The sequence below is a fragment of the Bradyrhizobium guangzhouense genome (assembly GCF_004114955.1).
GTDB classification, from domain to species: Bacteria; Pseudomonadota; Alphaproteobacteria; order Rhizobiales; family Xanthobacteraceae; genus Bradyrhizobium; species Bradyrhizobium guangzhouense.
In genome coordinates this window covers 6,149,230-6,164,608 of the sequence record NZ_CP030053.1, presented here as the reverse complement: position 1 = coordinate 6,164,608, position 15,379 = coordinate 6,149,230, and the positions used below count along the sequence as shown (strand labels likewise).

Sequence of the window (15,379 nt, the reverse complement as noted above, 5' to 3'; positions counted from 1 at the left end):
TTCCGGGCTCGCCCTTCGGGCGCCCCAGAATGACGCCGCAGGGCTTGTTCCGAGCCCCCACGGCTCTAGACTGGACAATAGCGACAAGACACCGCGAAGACGACCAAGCCCATGCTCACCGAAGCCGCGACCTACGACGAGCTCTATCGCAATTTCCGCTGGGACATTCCGGCGCGCTTCAACATCGCAGAAGCGTGCTGCGACCGGCACGCCGACGGCACCGGTCGCCTCGCGCTTGTTTATGTCGACGAGATCGGTGCCACCACACGCACCTCTTTCGACGAGGTCGCGGAAATGTCGCGCCGCTTCGCCAATGTGCTGAAGGCGGACGGGCTTTCGCGTGGCGATCGCGTCGCGGTCTTCCTGTCGCAGTCGCTGGAGCTGCCGATCGCGCATATGGCGGCGTTCCGCTCCGGGCTGATCTCGATCCCCCTGTTTGCGCTGTTCGGCGAGGATGCGCTCGAATTCCGCCTGTCGAATTCGCAAGCCAAGGCGATCGTCACCGATGAGGCAGGCTGGGAAAAACTCACGAAAATCCGCGATCGGCTGCCTTATCTGCAGGACATCTACGTCACGAGCGGCGCCGTCCACGCCGGCGCGAAACCGTTCTGGTCGGCAATCGAAGCCGCGTCCGAGGATTTTGCCGACGTCGACACCTCCGCCGACGATCCCGCGCTGATCATCTACACTTCAGGTACCACCGGTAATCCCAAGGGCGCGCTACACGCGCATCGCGTCGTGCTCGGCCATCTCCCGAACGTGGAGATGTGCCACAACTTCCTGCCGCGCCCCGGCGACCTGATGTGGACGCCGGCCGACTGGGCCTGGATCGGCGGTCTCATCAACGGCCTGTTCGCGTTCTGGTATCACGGCATTCCGCTGGTCGGACATCGCGCGCGAAAATTCGAGCCGCAGGCGGCGATGCAGATGATGGCCGATCTCGGCGTCCGCAACGTCTTCCTGCCGCCGACCGCGCTGAAACTGATGCGGCAGGCGGGCGTCAGACACGCGAGCGTCAAGCTGCGCAGTATTTTCACCGGCGGTGAATCGCTCGGCGGCGAGCTGCTCGGCTGGGTGCGCCAGACCTTCAGCATCGATGCGCACGAAGTGTTCGGTCAGACCGAGTGCAATCTCGTGATCGGCAGCAACTCCAATCTGTTTCCGATCCGGCCCGGTTCAATGGGTAAGGCGACGCCGGGCTTCGATGTCCGCATCGTCAACGACAAGGGCGAGGAACAGCCGCGCGGCCAGCGCGGCATCATCGGCGTGCGCCAGCCATGCCCCGTGACCATGCTCGAATACTGGCACAATCCGGAGGCGACGGCGAAGAAATATGCCGGCGAGTTCTTGCTGACCGGCGATCTCGGCGTGCAGGATGACGACGGCTATTTCTGGTATGTGAGCCGCGAGGACGACGTCATCACCACGGCCGGCTATCGCGTCGGTCCGTCCGAGATCGAGCATACGCTGATGAAGCATCCATCGGTGGCGATGGCGGCCGTGGTCGGCATTCCCGATCCGATCCGCACCGAATCGATCAAGGCCTGGATCGTGCTGCGCCCGGGCTTTGCCGCTGATGATGCGCTCGCGCGCGAAATACAGGAGTTCGTCAAGGTGCAACTCGCGGCGCACGAATATCCGCGCTACGTGGAGTTCGCCGAGACACTGCCGATGACCGCTACGGGAAAGGTGCTGCGGCGCGAACTGCGGGCGAGAGGTTAGCTTCCGAGGATGGCGAAGATCGGCTGCCTCGGAGCACCTCTCCCTACGGGAGAGGTGTTCGGAGGCCGCGGATCAAACCGATTCAACCAAAACACATTCCGCCTTACCGCAGCGGCGCCGACAGCGCGGACCGGAGCATCGCGGCGAGATCCTGCCGCTTGAACGGCTTGGTCAGAACGCGGGCGTCGACCCCGTCGGGCGTCTTGACCGGAGTCTGGCTGTAGCCGGAGGTGAACAGCACCTTGAGGCCAGGTCGCAGCACTGCGGCTTGCCGCGCAAGTTCCGGTCCGAACATGCCGCCGGGCATCACGACGTCGGTAAAGAGCAGATGGATATCCCCGGATTGGCGCAGCAACTCCAGTGCCGCGGGCCCGTTCGACGTCGCGATGACGCGGTAGCCGAGCGTTCTGAGTTCGCTCTCGACATAGGCGCGCACCATGTCGTCGTCCTCGACCACGAGAATGGTCTCGCTTGCCGCGGGCGCGACGATCGGTTCCGCGGGAGCCGGCTCCTCGTTCGGCGCCGAAGCGACACGCGGGAAGAACAGCCTGACGACGCTTCCGTCGCCCGGCTGAGACTGTAGCTGCACGAGTCCGCCGGACTGTTGCGCAAAGCCGTACACCATGCTCAGGCCGAGGCCTGTGCCCTTGCCGACCTCCTTGGTGGTGAAGAACGGCTCGAATGCGCGGTTGGCGACATCGGCTGCCATGCCGCAGCCGGTGTCGGTCACGGCCACCATGACGTAGTCGCCCGGCCGCGGCTCGCCGTTGACGTCGAGATCGGACGAGCCCAGCGAAACATTGCGCACCTCGACCGTCAGTCTGCCGCCGTCAGGCATGGCATCGCGCGCGTTGAGCACGAGGTTGAGCAAGGCGGTTGCGAGCTGGCCTGGATCGACGCTGGCCGGCCACAGGGCGGCTCCGAACGCGAAGCTGCATTCGATGTGCTCGCCGAGCGACCGGCGCAGCAACTGCTCCATGCCGACGACCTTCTCGGCGATGTCGATTTGGCGCGGCCGCAGCGGCTGCTTGCGCGCGAAGGCCAGCAGGCTCCGCGTCAGGTCGGAGCCGCGCTCGGCCGCGGTCGCGATGTCGCTTGCGATCCGGTGCAATTCCTTGTTGTCCGCCAGCCTGTCGGCGAGATGTTCGGAGTTGCCCAGGATGACGGTCAGGAGATTGTTGAAATCATGGGCCACGCCGCCGGTGAGCTGGCCCATCGCCTCCATCTTCTGGGATTGGCTGAGCTTGTGGCTGAGATCGGCGATGGCGGCGCGCTGCTGCTCGAGCGACTCGGCGGTGCCGTTGAGCAGCATCATCAATCCGCCGAGTTCCCCGCGCGGATGCGGCGGCGGAATACGAGCGCTGAGATCGCCGAGCCCGAGCCGCTTCGCCATCGCGGCGAGGCGGCCGACCTGGCGTCCGACGCTGACGGTCGCGAGGATCCAGACACCGGCGAGCAGCAGCAGCGAGGCCACAGCGAGGATCGCCAGATCCTCGTAGAGCCGGCGGTTGGCGGCCGCGACCAGTCCGTCCTTGGAGCGTCCGACCATGATGTAGAGGCCGGCCTTGCTGATCGAGGGCGACCGGGAGACGGCCCAGACCTGCGTGCGACCGTCGCGATTGGTGACCTCGCGAGACGGTTCGTGATCGGGCGACGCCGCAAAGCGGAACAGATCGGAGCCAGCGATCGACGCGCCGACCGAACCGCTCCAGCCGCCTCCCCTGGGGGCGACCAGCACCGTACCCTTGCTGTCGACGAACAGGATGTCCTTCTCGGCGAGCAAGCGCCTGTCGTGAAACTCCGCGAACTTGTTCAGGTTGAACGAGGCGAGCAGGACGAATTTCAGCGCGCCGGCCTCGGAGCGCACCGGATAGGCAATCTGGAGGACCGACAGTCCGGTCAGGCGGCCGAACACCGGCTCCAGCGCGACGGTACCTTGCGAGACCTTTGCCTGCCTGAAATAGGCACGATCATTCAGATCGAGCGTGCGGTTGCTGCGGAGCGAGTCGCAGAACAGGCTGCCGTCGGGATCGATCGTCAAGATTCCCGTGAACTGCGGATATTCCTCGCGCACATCGGACAGAAACGCAGAGCACGCCGCCTTGTCTCTTGTGTCGAGATCCCGGGCGCGGGCAAGGCCGTAGTCAAGCTGGGCCGTGCCCTGGATCTTCTCGTCGAGATCGCTCGCGATATCGTCGGCCGAAGCAGCGAGATTGGCCAGCGCAGCGTTGATCTCGCTGGTGCGATTCTGCACGAAGCGCAGGCCGACGAGGCTCGCCGGCACCAGCATGGCCGCGATGACGAGGATCAGTAACCGGGTACGCAGGCTCATCGCTCGGACGGGTCCGCTGCTCGCGCGTTTGTCTTCGAAGGTACAATCTGCGGCACGATCGTCTGCGCAGTCCATAGCTCCCGGCTGGAAAATCATACCGATGGCAAAGATTCCCGGCGCGTGCATTGCGGTGCCGCCACGATCTACTCGTCGTTCGCCTCAAGTTGCGCTTGCGCGAAGGGGCGCTAATATCGCGATCCGCGTGCGACGAAAGATCGCGCCGATGTGCGGAGGAAGCTGATGTCCATCTCGGGCAAGGTCGATCCGGTGGTGCGGCCCGTTGCGGCGACCGACATCGCCGAGTCGCTGGTCGAAGGCCTGCGTGATTTCCAGGCGCTGCCGCTCTACGGGCTCTGCTTCGGCGCGCTCTACGCCGTCGGCGGCATCACCATCATGCTCTGCCTCACCGCCTTCGGCATGGTCTATCTCGTCTATCCGCTGGCGGCCGGTTTTGCGCTGATCGGGCCATTCGTCGCGATCGGTCTTTACGAGGTGAGCCGCCGCCGCGAGCGCGGCGAGCCCGTGTCTTTCGGCGCGATCTGGTCGGCGATACGCTCGCGTAGCGAAATCGGCTGGATGGCCTTCGTTACGCTGTTCGTATTCGTGATCTGGATGTACCAGGTGCGGCTGTTGATCGCGCTCTTGCTCGGCCTGCACGCCTCTTTCTCGAGCTTGCAGGAATTCATGACCGTGGTGCTGACCACCAATGAGGGCTTGCTGTTCCTCGCGGTCGGCAATGCGGTCGGCGCGGCGCTGTCGCTGATCCTGTTTTCACTGACCGTGGCGTCGTTTCCGCTGCTGCTCGATCGCGAGGTCGATTTCGTCACCGCCATGGTGACGAGCGTGCGCGCGGTGGTGACGAGCCCGCTGCCGATGATCGGCTGGGCCGCCGTCATCGTGATGCTGCTGATCGTGTCGGCGCTGCCGTATTTCCTCGGTCTCGTGGTGACGCTGCCGGTGCTCGGACACGCGACATGGCATCTTTATCGGCGGTTGGTGGTGCCGGTGGCCTCCTAGTCGTTATTCCGGGGCGCCCGCAGGGCGAACCCGGAATCCATTCATCCGCCAACGCGGCTGCGCGATGGATTCCGGGCTCGCGCTGCGCGCGCCCCGGAATGACAGGTCAGCCCCTACGGCGTCTTGATCCCCATCGCCTTCAGCGCATCCAGCATCCGCTGGGGCGGACCGAGCTTGACGACGAGTGGCTTGCCGGTCTCGAGCAGGCTCTTGAGGCTGGACAGGATCGCGGGCCAGCCCGACCGGCCGCCGGCGAGAATGTCGTCGCTGAGCTCGCGATCGTGGCCCTCGCTCATGGTGAGCCTGACGGCGTCGCCTGTTTGCTCGATGTCGTAGGTCACGAGGGTCGGCCCCAGCTTCTCGATCAGCTCGGGCCAGTTGACGTTGAACGTCACCGCAAGCTTGCGCGGCGGATCGTAGGCGAGCACCTCGCCGCTGATATGCAGGGCGCCGTCGGGCGTGCGCACGATGAAGGCACCGCCAAGCCGCGGCTCGACCTCCACGGCGTTGCCGAAGAAATATTGCTTGCTGAACTCGGCCGAGGTCAGCGCCTCCCAGACCTTCTCCGGCGTGGAGGCGATGTAAATGGTGTAGACCGTCAGCGGCTTGAACTGGTCGAGGCTCATTTTGCGTCGAATCCCTTGTTGAGGGCTGCGCGCGTGATGTTGAGCAGCTTGCCGGTCTCGAGCAGGCTCTTGAGCTGCGACAGGATCGCCGGCCAGCCGTTGGAGACGGCGCCGAGATATTTGCCGCCCTCGACGAAGCCATCATGCAGCACGGTCAAACGCACGACCGGGCCGAAAGGTTCGAGGGTGAAGACGACGCGCGAGATCGGCTCGCCACGCAGTTCTTCATATTTGTGATGCTTGAAGCTGTAGGACAGCCGTCGCGGCGGATCGGCCTCGAGGATTTCGCCCGAATCGGTGACCTCGCCGTCCAGCGCAAGCGCAAACGGCGAGCCGACCTTCCAGTCGGAGCGGACCTCGGCGCCGAACCAGTATTGCCTGGTGAACTCGCTCGACGTCAGCGCCTGCCACAGCTTTTCTGGCGTGGTCTCGATGTAGGTGACATAGACGAATTGCGGCTTACTCATCACGCTTCTCCAGTTGGCGTTTCAACTCGCCGAGTGCGGCGAGCTTGCCGCGCTCGAATTTCCTGATCCAGCGTTCGCCGATCTGATGGATCGGCACCGGGTTGAGATAGTGCAGCTTCTCGCGGCCATGCTTGATGGCCGTGACCAGATTGGCCTCTTCCAGGATGGCCAGGTGTTTTGTCACGGCCTGGCGCGTCATCGCGAGGCCGTCGCAGAGCTCGTTCAACGTCTGGCCGTTCCTGGCGTGAAGCCGGTCCAGCAGCGACCGTCGCGAGGCATCGGCGAGCGCTTTGAAGACTTCATCCATGGCGGCGATAATAGGCAACCAAATGGTTGCATGTCAAGATGATGTCTTTGGCGCGCGCGAGCGGTTGTGCTAGCGTCGCAGCTCAGCCAACGCAGATTGGTTCCGGGGAGGACTTTGATGTTCCGTTGCGTCTTGACTGCTGCCGCCCTCGTCCTTTTTGCCGGCAGCCCGTCTGCTCACGCGCAGAAGCAGACGATCGGCGCGCCGCCCGAAGCATCAAACATGAAGCTGGTCGGGTTCAACGATCTTCAGGCGCGCAGCGCCTATCAGCCGACCATCCATCACCAGGGCGACCGCTGGATCGCCTATATCGGTCATCATGGCGGCACCGACGACGTGCCTGATCCCGTCAATCCGATGACGGGCAACGCGGAGCCGAACGGCACCTCGATCCTCGACGTGACCGATCCCGCGCATCCGAAATATCTCAGGCATCTGCCGGGGCAGGAGGGCAAATACGAATCCGGCGGCGCGCAGATGGTGCGCGTGTGCGACGGCAAGTCGTTGCCGAAGGGCGATCCCAACGCGGTCTACATGTTGCGCACCTTCGGCAGCCAGGCGCATGAGATCTGGAACGTCGCTGACCCCGCCAATCCCGTGCTGATCACGCGCCTCGGTGGCTTGAAGGACACGCACAAGAGCTGGTGGGAATGCGACACCGGCATTGCCTATCTGGTCTCGGGGGCGCCGGACTGGCGCACGCGGCGCATGACGCAGATCTACGATCTCTCCGATCCCGCGCATCCGCAAAAGATCCGCGATTTCGGCCTGCCCGGTCAGGAGCCCGGCGCGACCGGCGCGGTGCCGACCGAATTGCATGGACCGATCTCGACCGGGCCGAACGGCAACCGCGTCTATTTCGGCTACGGCACCAACAAGGGCGGCATCCTGCAGATCGTCGATCGCGAGAAGCTGCTGAACGGGCCGAAGGAGCCGACGCCGGACAATCTGCGCTTTCCCGAGATATCGCGGCTGCCGATGTCCGCCTTCAACGGCGCGCACACGACGTTTCCGATGCTCGACATGCCCGTCGCCGAGTTCGCCGAGGACAAGGACGGCAAGACGCGCGACATCGTCATGATCGTGGACGAGGCGATCCTCAACGAATGCGGCGAGGCCAGGCAGATGGTGTGGTTCGCCGACGTCACCACCGAGACCCGGCCGATGATGATCTCGAGCTACACCGTGCCGGAGGCGAGCGGGCAGTTCTGCCAGCGCGGCGGCCGCTTCGGCTCGCATTCCTCCAACGAGAGCATGGCGCCGGTCTATTACAAGAAGATGGCCTTCATCGCCTTCTTCAATGCCGGCGTGCGCGCGCTCGACATCCGCGATCCCTATCATCCCAGGGAAGTCGGCTATTTCATTCCGGCGATCACCAGCGCGACCGACAAGCGCTGCATTCCGGTGGAGGGCGGCGAGCGCTGCAAGGTCGCGATCCAGACCAACAATGTCGAGACCGACGACCGCGGCTACATCTACATCGTCGATCGCGCCAACACCGGCCTGCATATCCTCGAATTGACCGGAGCGGCGCGCGCCGTCGCCGGACTGCCGAAGAATTGACGATGCGGCGTGCGGCGACGATTGCGGTCACTCTGATCGCGCTCGGCGCGTTCGGCGTCGGCGCCTATCAGCTGGCTCCGTCGTCCGCGCCGCCATCTGCTGGATGGCGCGAGACGGCCTGGCCGTTTCCGCGCGACGGCTGGCCCGCGGGCCGTGCCTTTCGCTGCGAGGGCGGTGCCTGCGACGGCGCCGAGCTCTATCTGCGCGCCAAGCGCGGCTTCTGCAATTGCGAGAGCGGCGTTGCCGATGACGATGAGGTCGATCGTGTCGCCGATATCGATCTGATCACCCCGCGCTTCACGGCCGCCGCACAGGGTGAGGTCGTGCATGTCGGCGAGTTGCGCGGTCGGGCGCGCCGCTATGATCTCGCCATCCATGACGGTGCGGGCCGCGCCGCGGTCGGCGTTGCGCTGTCGCGGCGCTGCGATCTCTTCGTCGCGGTGGCGCAGGGGCGCGGCGACGCAGGCGCCATGCAGCATGCGGCGCTCGCATTCCTCAAGACGCGGGAAATGAGAACGTGGATGACGGCGGCGCTGGACGGAAACTAGGTGCCATGCATTAATGCCGGCGAAACGCCATCGAGCAGGGTCTTCCCCATGATGTCCATGCAAGCCTATCTCGCCTTTATCGCCGCCTGCATTGCGCTCGCGCTGCTGCCGGGGCCGATCGTGACCCTCGTCATCGCCAACGGCCTGCGCCACGGCACGCGCGCAGCGCTGACCAACATTCTCGGCGTGCAGATGGGTCTGTTGATCGTGATCGGCGTCCTTGCGGTCGGCCTCACCACCTTGATGGCGACGATGGGCTATTGGTTCAACTGGGTGCGCTTTGCGGGCGCGGCCTATCTGGTCTGGCTCGGCATCAAGCTGATCCGTTCTCCGGTCGAGGGCGTCGACGCCAACGCGCCGCCGCCGCCCCCGCGGGGCGGCTTCCTGTTGCAGGGCTTCGTCGTCGCGTTGTCGAACCCGAAGCTCTTGGTGTTCTTCGGCGCGTTCATTCCGCAATTCATGGACATGAGCAAGGATCACCTCTCGCAGGTCCTGCTGCTCGGTGTCACCTTCATGGTGCTGGCCGGATTGACCGACGGAATCTACGCGCTGCTGGCAGGGCAGGTCCGCGGCTTTTTCTCGGCGCGCCGCACCCGCCTGGTGTCGCGCGTCTCCGGCGGCTTCATGATCGGCGGCGGCATCTGGCTGGCGTTGATCCGCGCCAAGTGAAGGCAGCGTGTCTTACACCAGCAGCGCCGGCTTCAACTCCACCTCGATCTCCGCAAAGATCCTTGCCAGCCGCTCCGCCCATTGCTGCTCGCCGGATTGATCCGCGATCAGATCCTGACGGATCTCGATGCCGGTGTTGACGAGGCCGCGCGCCTCGCCATGGACGGGAATGGTGTAGTCGCTGAGATCGCTCACCGCATAGGGCTCGTTGTCGCCGACGACGAGGTCGCCCTCGGCGCGTAGATGTTTCAGCAGCAGCTGCGGCAGCACCTTGTCGCGATTGTAGAGCGCGCCGATGTGCCAGGGCCGCGCGACGCCGGCATAGACGGGCGTGAAGCTGTGCAGCGACACCAGCACCGTCGGCTGCTTCGCCTGGATCCGGCTGTCGATCACCGCGTCGATGCGCCGATGATAGGGCTCGAAGATCTCGCGCCGCCGGGCCGCGCGCTCGCCGTCCGGGATGCCTTCGTTGCGCGGGATCGCGGTCGCTTCCGACATCACGGGGATCGAGCTCGCCACACCGGGCGGGCGGTTGCAGTCGATCACGAGCCGCGAATAGCGCTGTGCGATCAAATGCGCGTTGAGCATGTTTGCGAGCCGCTCGGCGACGCCGGCGATGCCGATGTCCCATGCGATATGCCTGACGAGCTCGCTTTCCGATACGCCGAGATCGCCGAGCACGCGCGGCAGAATACGGCCGTAATGGTCCGATGTGAGCAGGAAGGGCGATGTGCCCGCCGCATTCACCTCATGCACTGGCGGAATGTCGCCGTCGCCAAGAAGTCGATCCGTCGCCTCGGCTGCGTGCAGGTCCATCCTGATTGCCTATCAAACGATATCTCGTCTAAACGGAGTAGCCCCATTACATCGACGCCGCAACGTCAGGACAAACATGACCTCCGATCGTCTCTTCGTCTACGGCACCCTGATGCGCGGCTTCGACCATCCGATGGCGCGGCTGCTCGCGCAGCATGCGGATTTCCTGGGCGAGGCGCGCTGCCGCGGCCGGCTCGTCCTCGTCAAGCATTATCCGGGATTGCTGCTGTCCGAGCTGTCATCGGACGTCGTGCACGGCGAGCTCTTCGCCTTGCGCGCCGGCGACGAGCTCCTGCGCGAGCTCGACATGTATGAGGCCTGCGGCGAGGGCTTTCCGGAGCCGACCGAATATCTGCGCTGCCTCGTCGACGTCACAGGTGCGGATGGCCTGACGGCGCCGGCCTGGACCTATGTCTACAACTGGCCGGTGACGGGCCTGCCGCACATCGAGTCCGGCCGGTTTTTGGAGCATTGACAGCGGGCGCCTGCTCCGCTTCTCGGGGTCCAAGCGGCCCTGTCATTCCGGGGCGCGCGCAGCGCGAGCCCGGAATCCATTCCTGCCAGCATTCCGGCGGCTCGATGGATTCCGGGCTCGCCCCTTCCGGGCGCCCCGGAATGACGCGCCCCTGTGCATAGGTCGAATAGTCGGGATAACCCGGCCAAACCTGACTTCTGGCGATCCCGCACCTATATCCCTGATCCTTCGCCCGACTCACCCCGGTTCGCGCTACACCATGGCCATGCGCTTCACGCCCCAGTTCCTCGACGAGCTTCGTGCCCGGCTTTCGGTCTCCGAGGTCGTGGGCAAACGCGTCAAGCTGAAGAAGGCGGGGCGGGAGTGGAAGGGGCTGTCGCCGTTTCAGCAAGAAAAGACGCCGTCCTTCTACGTCAACGACCAGAAGGGTTTTTACCACGACTTCTCCTCCGGCAAGCACGGCGACATCATCAGCTTCGTGATGGAGACCGACGGCGTGCCGTTCGCCGAAGCCGTCGAGCGGCTCGCCGGCATGGCCGGGCTGCCGCTGCCGGCGGTGACGCCGGATGCGGCGCGGCAGGAACAGCGCCGCCGCACGCTGCATGACGTCATGGAGCTCGCCGCCAAGTATTTTTCGGAAGTCTTGGCCTCGCGCCTCGGCGCGAAGGCGCGCGGCTATCTGGCCGACCGCGCCATCTCGCCGGCGACGCAAGTGCAGTTCCGCCTCGGCTATGCCTCGCCCGATCGCTTCGCGCTGAAGGAGCATCTCGGCAAGCTCGGTGTCTCCGTCGAGGACATGGTCGAGACCGGCCTCTTGGTCGGCGGCGACGACATTCCGGTGCCCTATGATCGCTTCCGCGATCGCGTGATGTTCCCGATCGCTGACTTACGCGGCCGCGTCATCGCCTTCGGCGGACGCGCGCTGGAGAAGGACGTTCCGGCCAAGTACCTGAATTCGCCGGAGACGCCGCTCTTCCACAAGGGCGACAATCTCTACAATCACCAGACCGCCCGCAAAGCCACCCATGACGGCGCCTCGCTGATCGTGGTCGAGGGCTATGTCGACGTCATCGCCATGGTCACCGCGGGCTTTTCCGGCGCCGTTGCGCCACTCGGAACGGCGTTGACCGAAAGCCAGCTCGCGCTGCTCTGGAAGATGGCGGACGAGCCGATCCTCTGCTTCGACGGCGACCGCGCCGGCCAGAAGGCCGCTTATCGTGCTGCGGACCTTGCCTTGCCGTTTCTCGCACCCGGCAAGAGTCTTCGTTTCGCGCTGCTGCCGGAGGGCCAGGACCCCGACGATCTCGTCCGCTCCGGTGGCCGCGGCGCGATGGAAGAGGTGATCGCGGCGGCGCGTCCGCTCGCCGACATGCTGTGGTCGCGCGAGCTCGAAGGCGGCAACTTTGCCACGCCCGAGCGCCGCGCCGCGCTGGAAGCCCGCATCAAGGAGCTCTCCAACGGCATCCGCGACGAGGTTGTCAGGCGCTATTATCGCGACGAGTTCATCGAGCGGCTGCAGCGCACCTTCTCGCCTGATGGCAGCCGCGGCGGTTTTGCTAACAGGGGCAATTTCCGGCAAGGCGGCGGCGGCCGCTCGTTCCAGCCCCGCGGTGCGTCCCCGAATCGATTCGGTGGGCAAGGATTCGGGCAAGGATTCGGCGGAGGCCGCCGCGGCGGTCCGCCCGGGCCGGCCCTGCTGCCCTCAGGCCCCTACCAGGCGGCAAGCCCCCAGCTGGCGGCGAGCCCGATCATGCGCGGGCAGCGCAGCGCCATCTCCCGCCGCGAGGCCCTGATCCTGCAGAGCCTGATCAACCACCCCTGGCTGCTGCACGACCATCTCGAGGAGGTGGCGGCCCTGGAGATCGCCCATCCCGAGGCCCACAAGCTCCGGGCCGCCATCATCAGCGCCTTCGTCAACGACCATTACCACTCGCCGGACCCCGAGGAGCAGGCCGAGAAGATGCGCGGCGACCTCGATAAGGGCGGTTTTTCTCAGGTTCTTCAACGGGTTGAGGGCGCAATCACCACCGCGGCGGTGTGGGGCGCCCGCGAGGGCGCCGCCAGGGACGATGTTCTTGCCACCTGGCATCAGCTCGTTGCCTTGCATCGGCAATGGCATTCACTACTTAGAGAGCTGAAAGACGCCGAGCTGGCCTTGGGGGAGGACCCCAGCGAGGCCAATTTGGCATGGCTGCGTGACGTCAAGGCTCGGATAGGAGAGGTCGACGGTACCGAGGCCCTGATCGAGGGCTTTGGCGAGCTGTCGGGCCGGTTCCAGAAGAGCGTGTGATGAAAGAATCATGCGGACGGACGCCGCCGGTACCGCTAAAAGACTCGCCAAATCCAAGGTTTGGCGGCAAAAACAGGGTTAATCGAGGCTTAACGGTCTTGTAGCACTTTGGCCCCGCGGCCGCAGGCAGAACAGACGCGTCAGGAATGAATCCGCGCAACAGCTGTTGGCACTTCACCTGCATCGCCGCGACAAAGAGGCTCACGAAGCGTTAGGCAAATCCGGCGAGTGAAAGGTCGGGGTGGCGAGATCTGTGCGCGCCGCCCTTTCCGTGTCGAGATCTGGCGAAGCGAGAGCGTCGAGCAACAGGTTCAAGTGATTTCACGCGGGCGCGCGCAACGTCCCGCATGAAACGCGTTTAGGAGCAATGGATGGCCACCAAGGCAAAGACGCTGCAGGCGAAGGACAAGGAAAAAGACGACAAGGCAGCGGACGCACCGGAGAAGGACTCCCAGGACGCGCCGTCGCCGTTGCTCGATCTGTCCGACGCGGCAGTGAAGAAGATGATCAAGCAGGCCAAGAAGCGCGGCTTCGTGACCTTCGATCAGCTCAACGAAGTTTTGCCGTCCGACCAGACCTCGCCGGAGCAGATCGAGGACATCATGTCCATGCTCTCCGACATGGGCATCAACGTCACCGAGGCCGACGATTCCGAAGGCGAGGAAGAGAAGGACGAGGGCGACGACGAGACCGATAACGAGCTCGTCGAGGTCACCCAGAAGGCCGTCACCGAGGTCAAGAAGAGCGAGCCGGGCGAGCGAACCGACGATCCTGTTCGCATGTATCTGCGCGAGATGGGCACGGTCGAGCTGCTCTCCCGCGAAGGCGAAATCGCCATCGCCAAGCGCATCGAGGCTGGCCGCGAGGCGATGATCGCGGGCCTCTGCGAAAGCCCGTTGAGCTTCCAGGCCATCATCATCTGGCGCGACGAATTGAACGAAGGCAAGATCTTCCTTCGCGACATCATCGATCTCGAAGCCACCTATGCCGGTCCCGACGCCAAGGGCGGCATGAACAATGCGATGATCGCAGGCCCCAATGGCGAGAACGGCGAAGCGCCGGCCGAAGGCCAGGCGGCTGCCGTAACAGGCGCGCCCGCGCATGTCGCGCCGCCCGCCGCGCCCCCGTCGCCGACCCCGTTCCGCGCCGCCCCGGCCGGTGGTGCTGAAGTCGGCGAGGAGAAGGATCCGGGCGAGGCTGCGGCCGAGTCCGACATGGACGACGACGAGTTCGAGAACCAGATGTCGCTTGCGGCCATTGAGGCCGAGCTCAAGCCGAAGGTGGTCGAGATCTTCGACAAGATCGCCGACAGCTACAAGAAGCTGCGCAAGCTTCAGGAGCAGGACATCCAGAACCAGCTCCAGAACGAGTCGCTCTCGCCGCACCAGGAGCGCAAGTACAAGAAGCTGAAGGACGAGATCATCGTCGAGGTGAAGTCGCTGCGCCTCAACCAGGCCCGTATCGACAGTCTCGTCGAGCAACTCTACGACATCAACAAGCGCCTCGTCTCGCATGAGGGCCGCCTGATGCGCCTTGCCGACAGCCACGGCGTCGCCCGCGAGGATTTCCTGCGCAACTACACCGGCTCGGAGCTCGATCCGCGCTGGCTCAACCGCGTCTCGAAACTCTCGGCCAAGGGCTGGAAGAACTTCGTCCATCACGAGAAGGACCGCATCAAGGACCTCCGTCACGAGGTGCATCAGCTCGCCGCGCTGACCGGCCTCGAGATCGTCGAGTTCCGCAAGATCGTGCACTCCGTGCAGAAGGGCGAGCGCGAAGCACGCCAGGCCAAGAAGGAGATGGTGGAAGCCAACCTCCGTCTCGTGATCTCGATCGCCAAGAAGTACACCAACCGCGGCCTGCAATTCCTCGACCTGATCCAGGAAGGCAATATCGGCCTGATGAAGGCGGTCGATAAGTTCGAATACCGCCGCGGCTACAAGTTCTCGACCTACGCCACGTGGTGGATCCGGCAGGCGATCACGCGCTCGATCGCCGACCAGGCCCGCACCATCCGCATCCCCGTGCACATGATCGAGACGATCAACAAGATCGTGCGCACGTCCAGGCAGATGCTCAACGAGATCGGCCGCGAGCCGACCCCGGAAGAGCTCGCCGAAAAGCTCGGCATGCCCCTGGAGAAGGTCCGCAAGGTCCTCAAGATCGCCAAGGAGCCGCTCTCGCTGGAGACCCCCGTCGGTGACGAAGAGGATTCACACCTCGGCGATTTCATCGAGGACAAGAACGCGATCCTCCCCATCGACGCCGCGATCCAGTCCAACCTGCGCGAAACCACCACGCGCGTGCTCGCCTCGCTCACCCCGCGCGAAGAGCGCGTGCTCCGCATGCGCTTCGGCATCGGCATGAACACGGATCATACGCTGGAAGAAGTGGGGCAGCAGTTCTCGGTAACGAGAGAGCGTATTCGTCAGATCGAGGCGAAAGCGCTGCGGAAGCTGAAGCATCCGTCGCGGTCGCGGAAGCTGCGGAGCTTCTTGGATAATTGAGCCGAAGGCCATTATTGGAATCCAGAACGGCGGGCGTGAG

At 64.7% G+C, this 15,379-nt stretch carries 13 protein-coding genes; 8 read left to right on the top strand and 5 right to left on the bottom strand.

Going from position 1 to position 15,379, the window contains the following annotated elements:
• Nucleotides 1-111: 111 nt before the first annotated feature.
• Nucleotides 112-1,722: an acyl-CoA synthetase gene (locus XH91_RS29360; protein ID WP_128953827.1), complete on the top strand. Its 1,611-nt coding sequence runs from the start codon at nucleotides 112-114 to the stop codon at nucleotides 1,720-1,722.
• Between the two features lie 103 nt (nucleotides 1,723-1,825).
• Here XH91_RS29360 and XH91_RS29355 read toward each other — a convergent pair whose 3' ends face one another.
• Nucleotides 1,826-4,054: an ATP-binding protein gene (locus XH91_RS29355; RefSeq protein ID WP_128953826.1), complete on the bottom strand. Its 2,229-nt coding sequence runs from the start codon at nucleotides 4,052-4,054 to the stop codon at nucleotides 1,826-1,828.
• Nucleotides 4,055-4,294: 240 nt separating this feature from the next.
• Here XH91_RS29355 and XH91_RS29350 point away from each other — a divergent pair, with 240 nt between their 5' ends.
• On the top strand, nucleotides 4,295-5,071 hold the full coding sequence (locus XH91_RS29350; protein WP_128953825.1) for a DUF2189 domain-containing protein: 777 nt from the start codon (nucleotides 4,295-4,297) through the stop codon (nucleotides 5,069-5,071).
• A 113-nt stretch (nucleotides 5,072-5,184) separates the two neighbouring features.
• Here XH91_RS29350 and XH91_RS29345 read toward each other — a convergent pair whose 3' ends face one another.
• From XH91_RS29345 to XH91_RS29335, 3 genes are read right to left on the bottom strand one after another with little or no spacing between them, the layout of a single operon-like run.
• A complete protein-coding gene (locus tag XH91_RS29345) occupies nucleotides 5,185-5,697 on the bottom strand; it encodes an SRPBCC family protein (protein WP_128953824.1) in 513 nt (170 codons plus the stop codon).
• On the bottom strand, nucleotides 5,694-6,164 hold the full coding sequence (locus tag XH91_RS29340; RefSeq protein WP_128953823.1) for an SRPBCC family protein: 471 nt from the start codon (nucleotides 6,162-6,164) through the stop codon (nucleotides 5,694-5,696). The genes XH91_RS29345 and XH91_RS29340 overlap by 4 nt, the downstream gene beginning before the upstream one ends.
• Nucleotides 6,157-6,471 (bottom strand): ArsR/SmtB family transcription factor, encoded by a 315-nt coding sequence (locus XH91_RS29335; RefSeq protein WP_128953822.1) that lies wholly within the window; start codon nucleotides 6,469-6,471, stop codon nucleotides 6,157-6,159. Before XH91_RS29335 ends, XH91_RS29340 begins: the two co-directional genes overlap by 8 nt.
• 117 nt (nucleotides 6,472-6,588) lie before the next feature.
• Between XH91_RS29335 and XH91_RS29330 the strand changes: the two genes are divergently transcribed.
• From XH91_RS29330 to XH91_RS29320, 3 genes are read left to right on the top strand one after another with little or no spacing between them, the layout of a single operon-like run.
• The gene (locus tag XH91_RS29330) at nucleotides 6,589-8,034 is read left to right on the top strand and encodes an LVIVD repeat-containing protein (RefSeq protein ID WP_164934032.1); all 1,446 of its coding nucleotides are present in this window, start codon (nucleotides 6,589-6,591) and stop codon (nucleotides 8,032-8,034) included.
• 2 nt (nucleotides 8,035-8,036) lie between these two features.
• Nucleotides 8,037-8,582, top strand: a complete 546-nt coding sequence (locus XH91_RS29325; RefSeq protein ID WP_128953820.1) for a hypothetical protein — start codon at nucleotides 8,037-8,039, stop codon at nucleotides 8,580-8,582.
• 51 nt (nucleotides 8,583-8,633) lie between these two features.
• The gene (locus XH91_RS29320) at nucleotides 8,634-9,251 is read left to right on the top strand and encodes a LysE family translocator (RefSeq protein WP_128955040.1); all 618 of its coding nucleotides are present in this window, start codon (nucleotides 8,634-8,636) and stop codon (nucleotides 9,249-9,251) included.
• A 12-nt stretch (nucleotides 9,252-9,263) separates the two neighbouring features.
• Here the strand turns inward: XH91_RS29320 and XH91_RS29315 are convergent, their stop codons facing one another.
• Nucleotides 9,264-10,067: an N-formylglutamate amidohydrolase gene (locus tag XH91_RS29315; protein ID WP_128953819.1), complete on the bottom strand. Its 804-nt coding sequence runs from the start codon at nucleotides 10,065-10,067 to the stop codon at nucleotides 9,264-9,266.
• A gap of 76 nt (nucleotides 10,068-10,143) precedes the next feature.
• Here XH91_RS29315 and XH91_RS29310 point away from each other — a divergent pair, with 76 nt between their 5' ends.
• The 3 genes from XH91_RS29310 (at nucleotide 10,144) to rpoD (ending at nucleotide 15,339) form a co-directional block, all read left to right on the top strand.
• Nucleotides 10,144-10,542, top strand: a complete 399-nt coding sequence (locus XH91_RS29310; RefSeq protein ID WP_128953818.1) for a gamma-glutamylcyclotransferase family protein — start codon at nucleotides 10,144-10,146, stop codon at nucleotides 10,540-10,542.
• Nucleotides 10,543-10,807: 265 nt separating this feature from the next.
• A complete protein-coding gene (gene dnaG / locus XH91_RS29305; RefSeq protein ID WP_128955039.1) occupies nucleotides 10,808-12,832 on the top strand; it encodes a DNA primase in 2,025 nt (674 codons plus the stop codon).
• Between the two features lie 371 nt (nucleotides 12,833-13,203).
• Nucleotides 13,204-15,339, top strand: a complete 2,136-nt coding sequence (rpoD, locus tag XH91_RS29300) for an RNA polymerase sigma factor RpoD (RefSeq protein ID WP_128953817.1) — start codon at nucleotides 13,204-13,206, stop codon at nucleotides 15,337-15,339.
• The last annotated feature ends 40 nt before the right edge of the window (nucleotides 15,340-15,379 follow it).

What these genes read in the sequence shown, in the direction of transcription:
- dnaG (WP_128955039.1), top strand. Translation starts at nt 10,808, where the DNA reads ATGCGCTTCACGCCCCAGTTCCTCGACGAGCTTCGTGCCCGGCTTTCG.
- XH91_RS29340 (WP_128953823.1), bottom strand. Translation starts at nt 6,164, where the DNA reads ATGAGTAAGCCGCAATTCGTCTATGTCACCTACATCGAGACCACGCCA.
- XH91_RS29335 (WP_128953822.1), bottom strand. Translation starts at nt 6,471, where the DNA reads ATGGATGAAGTCTTCAAAGCGCTCGCCGATGCCTCGCGACGGTCGCTG.
- XH91_RS29360 (WP_128953827.1), top strand. Translation starts at nt 112, where the DNA reads ATGCTCACCGAAGCCGCGACCTACGACGAGCTCTATCGCAATTTCCGC.
- XH91_RS29310 (WP_128953818.1), top strand. Translation starts at nt 10,144, where the DNA reads ATGACCTCCGATCGTCTCTTCGTCTACGGCACCCTGATGCGCGGCTTC.
- XH91_RS29325 (WP_128953820.1), top strand. Translation starts at nt 8,037, where the DNA reads ATGCGGCGTGCGGCGACGATTGCGGTCACTCTGATCGCGCTCGGCGCG.
- rpoD (WP_128953817.1), top strand. Translation starts at nt 13,204, where the DNA reads ATGGCCACCAAGGCAAAGACGCTGCAGGCGAAGGACAAGGAAAAAGAC.
- XH91_RS29355 (WP_128953826.1), bottom strand. Translation starts at nt 4,054, where the DNA reads ATGAGCCTGCGTACCCGGTTACTGATCCTCGTCATCGCGGCCATGCTG.
- XH91_RS29350 (WP_128953825.1), top strand. Translation starts at nt 4,295, where the DNA reads ATGTCCATCTCGGGCAAGGTCGATCCGGTGGTGCGGCCCGTTGCGGCG.
- XH91_RS29320 (WP_128955040.1), top strand. Translation starts at nt 8,634, where the DNA reads ATGTCCATGCAAGCCTATCTCGCCTTTATCGCCGCCTGCATTGCGCTC.
- XH91_RS29345 (WP_128953824.1), bottom strand. Translation starts at nt 5,697, where the DNA reads ATGAGCCTCGACCAGTTCAAGCCGCTGACGGTCTACACCATTTACATC.
- XH91_RS29330 (WP_164934032.1), top strand. Translation starts at nt 6,589, where the DNA reads ATGTTCCGTTGCGTCTTGACTGCTGCCGCCCTCGTCCTTTTTGCCGGC.
- XH91_RS29315 (WP_128953819.1), bottom strand. Translation starts at nt 10,067, where the DNA reads ATGGACCTGCACGCAGCCGAGGCGACGGATCGACTTCTTGGCGACGGC.